General features: G+C 76.4%; 12 protein-coding genes. 5 read left to right on the top strand and 7 right to left on the bottom strand.

The window, feature by feature from the left end; all coding sequences use genetic code 11:
* A partial coding sequence (locus tag GTR02_RS13750; RefSeq protein ID WP_166608063.1) for a helicase-associated domain-containing protein occupies positions 1-1,785 on the bottom strand: 1,785 nt, incomplete at its 3' end.
* Positions 1,786-1,953: 168 nt separating this feature from the next.
* On the opposite strand from GTR02_RS13750, the gene GTR02_RS13745 reads away from it, so the two are divergent.
* Together GTR02_RS13745 and GTR02_RS13740 are read left to right on the top strand one after the other, a co-directional pair.
* Positions 1,954-2,721, top strand: a complete 768-nt coding sequence (locus GTR02_RS13745; RefSeq protein WP_166608062.1) for an SDR family NAD(P)-dependent oxidoreductase — start codon at positions 1,954-1,956, stop codon at positions 2,719-2,721.
* 90 nt (positions 2,722-2,811) lie between these two features.
* A complete protein-coding gene (locus tag GTR02_RS13740) occupies positions 2,812-3,612 on the top strand; it encodes a putative protein N(5)-glutamine methyltransferase (RefSeq protein WP_166608061.1) in 801 nt (266 codons plus the stop codon).
* Positions 3,613-3,636: 24 nt separating this feature from the next.
* Here GTR02_RS13740 and GTR02_RS13735 read toward each other — a convergent pair whose 3' ends face one another.
* Positions 3,637-4,647, bottom strand: coding sequence for an RNA polymerase subunit sigma-70 (locus GTR02_RS13735; RefSeq protein WP_166608060.1), 1,011 nt, complete (start codon positions 4,645-4,647; stop codon positions 3,637-3,639).
* A 62-nt stretch (positions 4,648-4,709) separates the two neighbouring features.
* Between GTR02_RS13735 and GTR02_RS13730 the strand changes: the two genes are divergently transcribed.
* Positions 4,710-5,456 carry a TSUP family transporter gene (locus GTR02_RS13730; protein WP_166608059.1) on the top strand — a complete coding sequence of 249 codons (747 nt, stop codon included), beginning with the start codon at positions 4,710-4,712 and terminating at the stop codon, positions 5,454-5,456.
* Here the strand turns inward: GTR02_RS13730 and GTR02_RS24535 are convergent.
* Together GTR02_RS24535 and GTR02_RS13720 are read right to left on the bottom strand one after the other, a co-directional pair.
* A complete protein-coding gene (locus GTR02_RS24535) occupies positions 5,446-7,704 on the bottom strand; it encodes an ATP-binding domain-containing protein (protein ID WP_166608058.1) in 2,259 nt (752 codons plus the stop codon). The genes GTR02_RS13730 and GTR02_RS24535 overlap by 11 nt on opposite strands.
* A 100-nt stretch (positions 7,705-7,804) precedes the next feature.
* Complete coding sequence (locus GTR02_RS13720) at positions 7,805-8,311, bottom strand: mycothiol transferase (protein ID WP_166608057.1); 507 nt, start codon at positions 8,309-8,311, stop codon at positions 7,805-7,807.
* A 171-nt stretch (positions 8,312-8,482) separates the two neighbouring features.
* On the opposite strand from GTR02_RS13720, the gene GTR02_RS13715 reads away from it, so the two are divergent.
* Entirely contained in the window at positions 8,483-9,643 is a 1,161-nt protein-coding gene (locus GTR02_RS13715; protein ID WP_166608056.1) for a baeRF2 domain-containing protein, read from the top strand.
* Between the two features lie 46 nt (positions 9,644-9,689).
* Entirely contained in the window at positions 9,690-10,472 is a 783-nt protein-coding gene (locus GTR02_RS13710) for an SDR family oxidoreductase (protein WP_166608055.1), read from the top strand.
* 21 nt (positions 10,473-10,493) lie between these two features.
* Here the strand turns inward: GTR02_RS13710 and GTR02_RS13705 are convergent, their stop codons facing one another.
* Genes GTR02_RS13705 through GTR02_RS13695 form a run of 3 tightly spaced genes read right to left on the bottom strand, consistent with a single transcriptional unit; the run spans position 10,494 to position 13,170 of the window.
* Complete coding sequence (locus tag GTR02_RS13705; protein ID WP_166608054.1) at positions 10,494-11,660, bottom strand: ABC transporter substrate-binding protein; 1,167 nt, start codon at positions 11,658-11,660, stop codon at positions 10,494-10,496.
* On the bottom strand, positions 11,660-12,439 hold the full coding sequence (locus GTR02_RS23270) for an ABC transporter permease subunit (RefSeq protein ID WP_205709238.1): 780 nt from the start codon (positions 12,437-12,439) through the stop codon (positions 11,660-11,662). Before GTR02_RS23270 ends, GTR02_RS13705 begins: the two co-directional genes overlap by 1 nt.
* Positions 12,436-13,170 carry an ABC transporter ATP-binding protein gene (locus tag GTR02_RS13695; RefSeq protein WP_166608064.1) on the bottom strand — a complete coding sequence of 245 codons (735 nt, stop codon included), beginning with the start codon at positions 13,168-13,170 and terminating at the stop codon, positions 12,436-12,438. The genes GTR02_RS23270 and GTR02_RS13695 overlap by 4 nt, the downstream gene beginning before the upstream one ends.
* Positions 13,171-13,278: the final 108 nt, after the last annotated feature.

The raw sequence follows: 13,278 nt of genomic DNA, 5'->3' as shown, positions 1-13,278 counted from the left end.
CACGTACGAGCCCGCCCGGCCCACCCGGACGCGGCCGTGGCGCCGGGCCACGTCACGCACCAGGTACTCCAGCGGCTGGGGCACGGGGGTGGCCGAGACGTCGGCGAGGAAGCGGAGGGCGTCGTCGGCCGTCTGGCCCTCGTCCAGCCCGCGGCGGACGGTCGCGCCGTCGAAGCGGTAGACGGTGGCGCCTCCCCGGCTCTCCACGCGGGCCAGGGACTCCAGGCGGCGTGCGAGGTCCTGGGCCAGCGGGCCGGGGGCGACCGCGGTGAGGTCGGCCTGCAGAAAGATCTCCGACACCGTCTCGGGCAGCGCGGCACGCAGCGCGGCGGCGGCGGCGTCCTCGTCACCGGCCAGCAGCGCCCGCCCGGCGGGGGAGAGGGCGCCGGCGCCCAGCACGCCCAGCCAGCCGGCGTCGCGGACCGTCCAGCGCACGAGGTCCTCGCGCAGCCGGCTCGCGCGCCGCGGGGCGCGCCACGCGAGCAGCGCGGCCAGGCTGTCCGCGTCGGCGGCCGTCCCCTCCTCCAGGCGCGCGAGCTCGGCCAGGACGGCCGAGCGGACGGCGAGGGCCGACGGGCGGTCCAGGTCGGGGCCGAGGGCGTTGCGCGGGTTGTCCTTGCCGTCCCGCGTGCCGACCATGGCGGGGACGCGGGTCGAGGGCAGCCAGGCGCCGGCCAGGGCGAGCCAGCGCTCCTCCGTCTCCTCCTCGCGCCAGGAGTCGTAGGCCGGGGTCGGCATCCAGCGCGGCTCGACCTCGCCGTCGTCGGCGACGAGGCCGCCGATCCAGGCGATCTCCGCGACGAGGGCCGCGGTCGCCTCGTCGACCTCGAGGGCGGCCGCGGTGCGCCGCAGCTCGCGGACGCCGACCCCGCCGGCGCGCAGCACGGGGGCGGGCGCGGCTCCCCACGCGCGGCACAGCTCGTCGACGAGGCGGACGGCCTCCGCGGCGGCCTCGGCCGAGGCCGCCGCGACCCGGTCGGGGCGGCGCTGCGCCACGGTGAGCGAGGGGGGCGTGCGGTCGGGGGCGCGGTGCACGCGGCCGCCGCGCAGCGCGAGGCCCACCTCGCGGGGCAGCACGACCGTGCCGGGCCCGGCCACGGCCAGCAGGCCGTGGGCCAGGAGCCAGTCCACGGGGCTCGCCGACGTCGCGGCCCGCACCTGCCTGTCGGCGCGCTCGACGGCCCCCGTGGGCGGGCCCCACGTCAGCTTCTCCAGCAGGGCCCGGACCCCGGCGGGCGCCTGCTCCAGCAGGGCCCCGACGCGCTCGACGTCGCCCAGGTGCTCGCTCAGCCGGGCGAGCGCCACCTCGGGGTCGTGGCTGACCGGCTGACCGAGGTCCTCCAGCAGGTCGGCCAGGCGCTGCGGGGAGCGGCGGCCCAGGGCGTCGGCCAGGGGCGGGCCGAGGCCGACGGGGTGCGGGCCGAGCAGGTCCCGTGCGGCGTGCACCAGGTGGAGCTTGCGGTCGCTGCCCCACACGAGGGCCCGCCGCCGCAGGTCGGCGACCACGTCGCCCGCCCGCGCACCCCACGCGCGCGAGACCGCCCCGGTCGTCGTGGGGTCCGGCAGGACGGCGAGCACCTCGAGGACCTGCAGCGTGGGGCTGTCGAGGCGCTCCAGCGCCCGCTGCGTGCTGGCGCGGGTCGTGGCGCGCGTCGCCAGGGCCGTCGTGGAGGTGGGCAGGGGAGCGGTCAGGTCCGGCCGCGCGGCCAGCAGCGCCTCGAGATCGTCGTCCGGGCGGGCGCGCAGCTCCTCCGCGAGGGAGCGCGGGGCGGCGGACGGGGGCATCCGGAGGAGCTTACGAGGCCCTCAGCGCCCCGGCGACCGCGTGGGCGAGCGCGCTCACGCCGTGCTGCACTCGCGGACGTGACCCCGGGAGGGGCACTCTTCGTCCTGCGCGGGGCGACCCCGCCCGCGTGCGCCGCACTCGACCCCCGATCACAGGAGATCCTCCCCATGGCAGCAGAGTTCCCGGCCCAGCGCACCGCCGTCGTCACGGGTGTCGGCGCCCCGCGCGGCATCGGCCGCGTCGTCGCCCGCCGCCTGGCCGCGCAGGGCTGGAGCCTCGGGCTGGTCGACATCTCCGCCGCCGGGGTGGCCGAGATCGCCGAGGAGCTGCGCGGCACGGGCGCCGTCGTGGCCGGGGTGGCCGCCGACATCGCCTCCCCGGACTCGGTCGCCTCCGCGTTCGCGGCGTTCGACCAGACCCTGCCGCCCGTCGTCGGGCTCGTGAACCTCGCGGGCATCGCGAACCCGACGCCGCTGCTGGAGATCACGCTCGAGGAGTGGGACCGCACGATGGCCGTCAACGCCACCGGGTCGCTGCTGATGATGCAGTCGGCGGCGCGGCGCATGATCGAGGTCGGGGTGGGCCGCATCGTCAACACCTCGTCCATCACGGCCGTCGACGGTGGTGGGACGTTCTCCAAGTCGGCCTATGCCGCGGCCAAGGCCGCGGTGCTCGGGCTGACCCGCGGCGCCGCGCGCGAGCTCGGGCCGCACGGCATCACCGCCAACGCGGTCCTGCCCGGGCCCATCGACACCGACATCATGGGCGGCGCGCTCAGCGACGAGCGCAAGGCCCAGATGTCCGCCGGCATCCCCGTCGGCCGGGTGGGCTCCCCGCACGACATCGCCGCGATGGTCTCCTTCCTGCTGTCCGAGGACGCGGGTTTCGTCACCGGGACGAGCTACCAGGTCGACGGCGGCAAGCACATCAACTGACCCCTCCGCCCGCGGAACCCGGTGCGGCCGGCCGGTGCGCCCCCGCGGCGGCTGGTTGACCGCGCGCCGGGCGGCGGCGAGCCTCACCGGGTGAGCACCGCGGACCCCGTGCCGGACGAGGCCGGGCTGGTGGCCGCCTTGCGCGCCGCGGGCTGCGTGTTCGCCGAGGAGGAGGCGCGCCTGCTGCTCGCGGCCGGTCCCGCCGCGCTGCCGGGACTGCTGGCCCGGCGCGTGGCGGGGGAGCCGCTGGAGGTCGTGCTCGGCTGGGCCGAGTTCTGCGGCCTGCGCGTCCCCGTGGCGCCCGGGGTGTTCGTGCCGCGCCGCCGCACCGAGCTGCTCGTGGCGCGCGCCGTCGCGGTCACGCGGCCGACGTCGGTGGTGCTGGACCTGTGCTGCGGGTCGGGGGCCCTGGGTCTCGCGGTGGCGAGCGCCGTCGCCGGCGTCGAGCTGCACGCCGCCGACGTCGACCCCGCGGCCGTCGCGTGCGCGCGCCGCGCCGTCGCCCCCGTGGGCGGGACGGTCCACCTCGGCGACCTCTACGCGGCGCTCCCGCAGGGCCTGCGCGGCCGCGTCGACGTGCTCCTCGCCAACGTGCCGTACGTCCCGCACGACGCGGTCGACCTCATGCCCCCCGAGGCGCGGCTGCACGAGCCGAGGGTGGCGCTGGACGGTGGACCCGACGGCCTCGACGTGGCGCGGCGGGTCGCCGCCGGGGCCGGGGAGTGGCTGGCGCCGGGCGGCCACCTCTTCGTCGAGGTGGACGAGCGCCAGGCCCCCGCGGCCGTCGCCCTCGTCGCCGCGGCCGGCCTGGAACCCGCCGTGACGACCTCCCCGGACACCGGCGCCACCGTCGTGCGCGGAACGGCCGCGGCGCGCCCGGTCGCCTCCTGATATGGGGGCCGGCCGCCCGCGGCGTCAGGCCCCGGGGGTGGCGGGGATGCCGAACAGGGCGAACAGGCGGGTGTCGAGGAACGACGTGATCGCCTGCACCGCACCGTCGCGCACCTCGAGCACGACCAGCGCGAACGGTTCGTGCGCGCCACCCGGCCCGCTGGGCCGGTAGTGGGCGAAACCCGGCTGGCCGTTGACGCCCACGGGGACCAGGCGGGACCCGCGGCACCCGCGGCCGGGCCCCAGCATCCAGGTCCGCAGGTCGTCCGCCCCCTCGAGCCACATCTCGAACGGCGGCATGTTCTGCGTGACGTCGTCGGCGAGCAGCGTCGCGAGCGCGGTCATGTCGTAGGCCTCGAAGGCCGCGACGTAGCGCTCCAGCAGCTGCAGGTCCGCCGGGCCGAGGTCGGCACCCGAGCCGGTGCCCGGCAGGTCCGCGAGGGTCGCCCGGGCGCGCTGCAGCGCCGAGTTCACCGACGCCGTGGTGCTCTCCAGCAGCTGCGCGACCTCGTCCGCCTTCCAGCGCAGCACGTCGCGCAGCAGGAGCACGGCGCGCTGACGGGGGGGCAGGTGCTGCAGGGCGGCCACGAAGGCCAGCCGCACCGACTCGCGGGCGACGGCGATCTCGGCCGGGTCGCCCGCGCTCGGCAGGACGCGGGAGTCGACCATCGGCTCCAGCCACGTGTCCTCGGGACGGCGGGCGCCCAGCGACGCCTCGACCGGTTCCCACGCCGAGGCGCTCAGGTCCATCGGCCGCGCCCGGCGCGAGCGGCTCTCGATCATCGTCAGGCAGACGTTGGTCGCGATGCGGAACAGCCAGGAGCGCAGCGCGGCCCGCTGCTCGAAGCCGTCGATGCCCTTCCAGGCCCGCAGCATCGTCTCCTGCACCGCGTCCTCGGCGTCGAAGGCGGACCCGAGCATCCGGTAGCAGTAGCCCGTCAGCGGCCCGCGGTGCTCCGCGAGGCGCGGCTCGAGGGTGGCGGCGTCGAGCGGGGCGGCCTCGACGACGGTGTCGGTGGTGGTGTCCGTGCTCACGGGAACAGCACAGCACACGCCCCCGACACCGGGACAGACCCCGGCTGGTTGGATCGTGCGTCGTGCCCCTGCTCGAGGTCCTGCTCCTGGTGCTCGCGGGCGCCGCGGCCGGGCTGGTGGGCTCGACCGCCGGCCTCGCGTCGCTGGTGTCCTACCCCGCCCTCCTGCTCGCGGGCCTGTCGCCGCTCGCGGCCAACGTCACGAACACCGTGGCGCTCATGGGCGTCACGGCCGGGACGGTCGCGGGGTCGCGTCCCGAGCTCGTGGGGCAGCGGCGCGACGCCCTGCGGCTGCTGCCGGTGGCGGCGGTGGGCGGCGCGCTGGGCTGCGTGCTGCTGCTGACGAGCGACCCCGAGGCGTTCGAGGGCGTCGTCCCGTTCCTGGTCGGCGGGGCGTCGCTGCTCATGCTGCTGCAGCCCCGCCTTCAGCGCCTGCGTCCCGGGCGCACCAGCGTGCGGAACCCGCTCGTCCTCGCCGCGTTCCTGCTCGTCGGCGTCTACGGCGGCTACTTCGGGGCGGCCGCCGGTGTGCTCATGCTCGCGCTGTGCGAGCTGACGCACGCGCAGACGCTGGTCCGCAACAACGCGCTGAAGAACGTGCTCACGGGAGCGGCGAACACCGTCGCGGCGATCGGGTTCGCGGCCTTCGGGCCCGTCGACTGGTGGGCGGCCCTCGCGCTCGGCCTGGGCTGCGTCGCGGGCGGCCGGCTCGGGCCGGCGGTCGTGCGCCGCCTCGACCCGCGCGTGCTGCGCACCGTCATCGCGGGCGCCGGTCTCGTGCTCGCGGTCCGGCTGTTCCTCACCCGGTGACGAGCGAGCGCAGGCCTTCCGGCAGGTCCTCCGCGTGCAGCACGACGAGCTTCTGCGTCGCGCGCGTCAGCGCCACGTACAGGTCGTTCGCGCCGCGCGGCCGGCGCAGCACCGCGGCCGGTTCGACCACGACGACGACGTCGAACTCGAGACCCTTGGCGCGCTGGACGTCCAGGACGCTGACGTCCGCGTCGAGGTCGTCGTGCGAGGCCGCGACGGACCCCGCCGGCAGCTCGCGCGCGACGGCGGCCCGCAGCCGGCCCGCGCCCAGCTCGCCGGTCTCCTGGGCGAGGAGCACCGCGAGCCGGCCCTCCTCGAGCGCGGCCCGCTCGGCCCGGACCGCGGCGACGACGCCCGCGACGTCGTCCGGCCCCGCCAGCCGCCGCGCCTCGGGTTCGTGCTCGCCCTCGCGCACGGGCGTCGGCGGCGCGGCGTCGATGCCGGCGGCGGCCAGGACGTCGGCGGCCACGCGGGCGATCCGCGCGGGCGTGCGGTAGTTGACCGTCAGCTCCTCCAGCCGCCAGCGGTCCTCCACGACCGGGCGCAGCGCCTGCGCCCAGCTCGACGCGCCCGCGGCGGAGGAGGTCTGCGCGACGTCGCCCACGAGCGTCATCGACCGCGAGGGGCAGCGGCGCTCGACGAGCCGCCACGCCATGGGGGACAGCTCCTGGGCCTCGTCGACCACGACGTGGCCGTAGGCCCACGTCCGGTCCGCGGCCGCGCGCTCCGCGACCGTGCCGGTGGGGCCGTCGGTGGCGAACCGGTCGGCCAGCAGCTCGGGGCTGACGAGGGGGTTCCCCACGCCCGAGGCCTCGAAGTCCTCGAGCACCTTGCGCGCGTAGGCGACCTGCTCCTCGCGCTCGGCGTCGCGGCGCTCGGCGCGCCCCGCCTCCTCCGACGTGCCGAGCAGTTCCGCGAGCTCGTCGAGCAGGGGCACGTCGGACTCCGTCCAGGAGCCGGTCGTCTCGCGGGCCAGCTCCGCCCGCTCCTGCGCGGTGAACTCCGGCGCGACCCGCGCCAGCAGAGAGGGGTTGCGGTACAGCGCTCCCAGCACCTTCTGCGGGGTCAGCGGCATCCACAGCAGGTTGACCTCGCGCCGGACGTCGACGTTCTCACGCAGTTCCGTCAGCAGGTCCTCCCGCTCCTCGGCCAGGTCGACGCCGCGGCCCCGGGCGAGCTGGTTCACCAGGACCGTGAGGACCTCGCGCACGAAGGTCACGCGGGCCTCGTTGTGCGGGCGGTGGCTGCGGCGCGCCCGCGTGCGCGCGCTCGCCACGGCGTCGGGGCGCAGGACGACGCGGGTGCCGTCGACGTCGAGGGTGAGGGCGCGCTCGGGGACGCGCTGGCGCTGCGCGACCGCGGCCGCGAGCACGTCCACCATCCGCAGGTCGCCCTTGACGGCCACGGCTCCGGAGGTCTCCTCGCCCGTCGCGCGCACGCCGGGGAACAGGTCCCCGACGGTCGCGGGCACCACGCCGGTCTCACCGAGCGCGGGCAGGACCTGCTCGACGTAGCGCAGGAACACGGGGCTCGGCCCGAGCAGCAGGACGCCGCTGCGGGCCAGGCGCTCGCGGTGCGTGTAGAGCAGGTACGCGGTGCGGTGCAGCGCGACGGCCGTCTTGCCGGTGCCCGGGCCGCCCTGCACGACGAGCACCCCGCGCTCGGAGGCGCGGATGACGCGGTCCTGCTCGGCCTGGATCGTGGCCACGATGTCGGTCATGCGGCCCGTGCGGGGCGCGGTCACGGCGGCGAGCAGCGCGGCGTCGCCCGTCGTCCGCTGGCCCTCGGCGGCGACGAGCACCTCGTCGTCGACGCCCGTGACGTGGCGGCCGCGGGTCAGCAGGTGCCGGCGGCGCACGACGTCGCGCGGGGAGGCCGCCGTCGCCTGGTAGAAGTCCTGCGCCGCAGGGGCCCGCCAGTCGACGAGGACCTGCGTGCCGCGCTCGTCCGCGAGCCCCAGGCGCCCGACGTAGCGGCGGGGGTCCTCCGTGCCGGGCTGCAGGTCCAGGCGGCCGAAGCACAGCCGGTTCTCCACCGACCACAGCTGCGCGAGGCGGTCCTCGTAGAGGGTCGCGAAGGCGTCGCGCTCGAACCGGCTCTGGTGGGTGCCCGTGGCCACCGTGCGCCGGACCTCCGCGAGCTGCTCGGCCGTCTGCTCCCGCAGCGCGTCCAGGCGCGCGTAGAGGCGCCCGACGTGCGCGTCCTCCTCCACCACCGCGGACGAGCGGGGCTCGGTCGACTGGCTCACGAGGGGCGGTCTCTTCCGTCGCTGGGCGCTCCCCCCGGCGAGGAGCACCGCAACACCGTAGTCGCGCCCCAGGCGCGGGGACCGAGGGCCCCCGGGCGGCTCAGCCGCGCTGCAGCAGGCCCAGCAGGAAGGCGGCCTGCCCCGCGTGCTCGAGGTCGTCGTCCACGACGCTCACGAGCCGCACGCCGAGGGTCACGGGCGGGTCCCAGTCCTCGTCCACGACGCGGTCGAGGTCCGCGTCGGACAGGGTCCGCAGGTAGCCGGTCGTCCGGTCGTGGACCGCGTCGAAGTAGCCCGCGAGGAGCTCGGCGCTCGCCCGGACGAGACCGACCTGGTCGTCGTCGAAGCCGTAGCCGGTCTCCTCGTCGGCGAGCGGCAGCGCGAACCGCTGCGCCCACCGCTGCGCGGTCCAGGTCTGCTCGTGGCCCGCGACGTCGCTGACGTGGTCGTCCTGCACGCGCGTGAGGTGCCACACGAGCCACGCGACGCTGTTGCCGCCGCCGGGAGGCCGGCGCGCGAGCGTGTCCTCGTCGACGCCGTCGAGGACGGCGTGCACGCGGGCGGGGACGCGGCCGAAGGCCTCGAGGAGGACGTCCTTGCTGTCCACGGGAACTCCTTGCAGGGGACGGCGGAGGGGGGTGGCCGCGACGCTACGACGCCCCGGGGGGCGGCGCGCGCCGTGACCGGTGTCCGCGCCCGGACGGCATGAGGGCCGCGCCACGGGGTAGTCGAGGCGCACCGGTCGAGGGTGGCCGGAACCGTCACGAGGAGGAGCACCGTGCAGCTGACCTGGCTGAAGGACGTCGCCACCGACCCGGGCCCGCACGTGAGCGTCTACGTCGACGTCTCGCGGGACACGGAGAACGGAGCCCACGAGATCGCGGTCCGGTGGCAGGACGCGCGGCAGCGCCTGCAGGCGCAGGGTGCGCCCGCGCCGGCCATCGAGGCGCTCGACGGGCTCGCCGGGCAGACCGTCGGGGCCCCCGGCCGCGTGGGCCGCGCGCTCGTCGCCGGCCCCGGCGGCCTGGAGCTGGACGTCCTGCTGCCCGAGCCGCCCCTGCGCGAGGAGGCCGTCACCGGGCCCGTGCCGCACCTCATGCCGCTCGTGCGGGCCCTGGCCGACGACGTCCGGTACGTGCTCGTCGTCCTCGACCGCACGGGAGCGGACATCACGTCGACCCGGTCCGCGGCCAGGGCCCTGGGCCAGGAGGAGACCCGCACCGTCCAGGGCGACCACGACCTGATCCACAAGGTCCGGGGCGGCGGCTGGGCCCACCTGCGCTACCAGCACGCCGTGCAGGACTCCTGGGACCACAACGCCCAGGCCGTCGCGGAGGACCTCGACGGGCTCGTGCGCAGGGAGCAGCCGGAGGTCGTCCTGCTGGCGGGGGAGACGAAGGCCGTGGCCGCGCTCAAGGCCAAGGCCAGCCACGTCGTCCTCGAGCACCTCGTCGACATCCCCGGCGGCCGGGGCGACGGCACGAACGAGGAGGCCTTCGAGCAGGGGGTCGCGCAGGCGCTGGACGTGGTGCGGCGCGAGCGGTGCGCGGCGGTGCTCGCCGAGTTCGGCCAGGAGATCGGCCGGATGCGCACGGGCCAGGGCCCGGACCGCAGCGGCGGCGCGGGGCGAGCCGTCGAGGGGCTCGCCGCCGTCGTCGACGCGCTGCGCCGCAGCCAGGTCCAGACCCTGCTGCTGCACGACGACCCCACGTCGACCGAGGAGCTGTGGGCGTGCGCCGACCCGCTGCTGATCGGCACGAGCCCCGACGAGCTGCGGGCGCTCGGCGTCGAGGAACCCGTCCGGGCGCGCGCCGACGCGGTCCTCGTGCGGGCGCTGGCCGCCACCGACGCCGGCATCCAGCTCGTCGACGACGAGGTGACCCTGCAGGGGGGTGTGGGCGCGGTCCTGCGCTACGCGGACCCCTCCACCGGCGGCTGAGCGGAAACCGGGTGACCGGCGTCGGCGGGGCGGGCACGATGCCGAGGTGTCCTCCCCGCCGCTGGCCGGTCGTGTCGTCGTCATCACCGGCGTCAGCCGCCGGATCGCCATCGGCGCGGCGCTCGCGCGCCGCGCGGTCGCCGACGGCGCGGCCGTCCTCCTGCACGCGTGGTCACCGGCCGACGCCGAGCAGCACTGGGGCGCCGACGAGGGCGGCAGCGAGGCGCTGGCGGCGGAGCTGCGCGCGGCGGGCGGGCGCGTGGAGCTGGTCTCGGCCGACCTGGCCGACCCGGAGCAACCCGCCCGCCTCCTGGGCCGCGCGCGAGAGGTCTTCGGGCACGTCGACGCGCTCGTGGCCAACCACGCCCGGAGCTCCGCGCAGCACCTGGAGGACCTCACGGCGGCGGAGCTGGACCTCTGCTTCGCCGTGAACACCCGGGCGACGCTGCTGCTGGCGCAGGCGTTCGCGGCGCAGCACGACGGCCGGCGCGGCGGCCGCGTCGTGTGGTTCACGTCGGGGCAGTACCACGGGGCCATGCCGGGCGAACTGCCCTACATCGCGTCCAAGGCCGCGCTGCACGAGCTCACGGCCAGCCTCGCCGCGCACCTGATCGGGCGCGGGATCACCGTGAACTGCGTCGACCCCGGGCCCAACGACACCGGCTACGCGGACGAGGCCGGGCTCGCGGCCGTCCGCGCCCTGCACCCGGGTGGCCGGTGGTCCACCCCCACCGACGCGGCCCGCCTCGTCGCCTTCCTGCTCAGCGACGAGGCGGACTGGGTCACCGGCCAGACGATCGCCTCCGACGGCGGGTGGTCGGCGCGCTGACGCGGCCCCGTCGCGTGCGCCTCAGGCGCCGCCCGCGGCCAGCGTGACGGTGGCCGGCTGGAACGACGCGCCCGTCACGTCGACGCCCTCGGCCTTCAGCTCCTCCAGCGCCTGGAGGACGTACTCGTTGGTGTGGGCGCCGTCGTCGGGGTCCTTCGTGATGACGGTCTGGCCCTCGGCGTTGCGGGTGTCGCGGGCGATCGCCACGGTCCTGTCCCACGCCGCCTCGTCGATGACCCCGGCGCCGGCGCTCGCCGGCCAGATCAGCTTGTTGACCTCGTTGACCTGCCACAGCTGGTGGCTCGCGCCGAGCGTGGAACCCTTGGCCACGACGATGTCGCGCGCCGCCTCCGGGTCGTCCCGGGCGAAGGCCCAGCCCTTGAGGCTGGCCTTGACGAACTTGACGGTCTGCTCCTGGTAGGCCGGGTCGGAGAGCTTCTCGGAACTCGCCCAGATCGAGTCCTGCAGCATCGCGGTGCCGACGTCGTTCCAGTTCAGCGCGGTGAAGTCGGCGGGGGTGTAGAGCTTCCCCGTCGCCGGGTCCTCGGCCTCCAGCAACTGCGCGTACTCGTTGTAGGTCATGGCCTGGGCCGCGTCGATGTCGCCCTGCAGCAGGCCGAGCATGTCGAACTGCTGCTGCACGAGCGTGACGTCCTCGCTCGGGTCCAGGCCGGCGGCGGTCATGGCCGCGAACAGCTCGAACTCGTTGCCGAACCCCCAGTTCCCGACGTTCTTGCCCTTCAGCCCCTCGACCGCGGTGATCGCGGCCTTGGCGAAGGACACCTGCAGGGTCCCCGAGCGCTGGTAGACCTGCGCGACGTTCGTGATGGCCGCGCCCTGCTCCCGCGAGGCCAGGGCCTTGGGGACCCAGGCGATCGCGTAGTCGGCCTGCCCCTGCGCCAGGACCGTCTGCGGGACGATGTCGGAACCGCCCTCGAGGATCTCCACGTCCAGCCCCTCGGCGGTGTAGAAGCCCTGGTCCAGCGCGGCGAAGTAGCCCGCGAACTGGCCCTGGGTCACCCACTGGAGCTGGAGCCGGACCTTCGCGGCGCCGGCGGACCCCGACGAGGAGGACGAGGCCCCGGTCGCGGGGTCCTCCTGCTCGGCCGTGCCGCAGGAGGTGGCGCCGACGGCGACGGCGCTCCCGAGCGCACCGGCCACGACGGCTCGACGGCTGACGTTCGACATCACAGGGACCTCCGGGTGTGGGGGGACAGGAGCCGCTCCAGGAGGAGGGCGAGGAGGTAGAACACGAGACCCAGGGCGACGGCCCCGAGCACGTAGGACCAGGCCCGCGGGTAGGCGGAAGCGCTGGCGGCCGAGGTGATGCGGGAACCGAGCCCGTCCTGGCGCCCGCCGAAGTACTCGGCGACCACCGCGGCGATGACGGACAGGGACGAGGCCAGGCGCAGCCCCGTGAACAGGTGCGGCACGGCGCCCGGCAGGCGCACGTGGCGGGTGAACGCCCAGCCGGTCGCGTCGAGGGAGCGCATGAGCTCGGTGTGGACGGGGGACACCTGCCGCAGCCCGCGGGCGGTGTTGACGAACAGCGGGAAGAACACCGCGACCGCGACGACGAGGCGACGCGGCACGGGACTCGTGGAGCCGAACATCGCGTTGAACACCGGGGCCAGGGCGATGATCGGCATGGCGTTCGCGGCCGCGGACAGCGGGCTGAGCACCTCGTCGAACACCCGCAGGCGGGCGGCGAGCACGGCGGCCGCGACACCGGCGACGGCTCCGGCGACGAGGCCGACGAACGCCGTGGTGCCCGTCGCGGCCGCGGCGGTCGCGACGTCGGGCGCGACCGTGCCGAACGCCGTGGCGATCGCGGTCGGCGACGGCAGCACGAACGTCGCGATGCGGCCGAGCACGACGACGGCCTGCCAGATCGCCAGCGCCGCGACGCCCGCGAGCAGCGGCGGCAGGAGGAGGGCGGCCCGGCGGCGGGCGAGCACGCCGCTCACCGGTCGTCCCCGCCGAGACCGGCCGGGACACCGCGCACGGGCCTGCCGCGCAGCGCTTCGCGGACCGCGGTGATGCCCGCGAAGAAGCTCGGGTGCTCGCGGGCGTCCTCGTCGCGCGTCGGCAGGTCGACGTCGACGACCCGCACGATCCGCCCGGGCCGCGCGGACATCACGACGACCTGGGTGGAGCAGAACACCGCCTCGGCGATGGAGTGCGTGACGAAGACGACCGTCGTGCCGGTGCGCTCGCGGATGGCCAGGAGCTCCGCCTGCATGCGCTCGCGGGTCATCTCGTCGAGCGCCCCGAACGGTTCGTCCATCAGCAGCAGCGGCGGTTCCTCGGCCAGCGCCCGCGCGATCGCGACCCGCTGCTGCATGCCGCCGGACAGCTCCGCGGGGTGCATCCGCGCGAAGTCCGCGAGCCCGACCATCTCCAGCAGGTGGGCGGCCCGCGCGGCGCGGTCCCGCTTGCCGACGCCGTGCAGCTCCAGCGGCAGTTCGACGTTGCGCTGCACCGTGCGCCAGTCCAGCAGGCCGGCGGCCTGGAACGCGATGCCGTAGTGGTGCTGCTCACGGGCCCGGCGCGCGCTCAGCCCGCCGACGAGGACCTCGCCGCCCGTCGGGGTGACCAGGTCGGCGATGCAGCGCAGCAGCGTGGACTTCCCGCAGCCCGACGGGCCGATGAGGGAGACGAAGCTGCCCGCCTCGATGTGCAGGTCGATGCCGGTCAGCGCGCGGCAGCGTCCACGCGCTGACCGGCATCGACCTGCACATCGAGGCCCCTGATCTCCACTGCGGCGGTCACGTCGCTCCTCCGGGGTCCGGGCGCGGGGTGGGGT

Origin of the sequence: Kineococcus siccus, from assembly GCF_009906795.1 — a bacterium.
Lineage (GTDB): Bacteria > Actinomycetota > Actinomycetes > Actinomycetales > Kineococcaceae > Kineococcus > Kineococcus siccus.
This window is presented reverse-complemented; position numbering and strand designations above follow the sequence as displayed.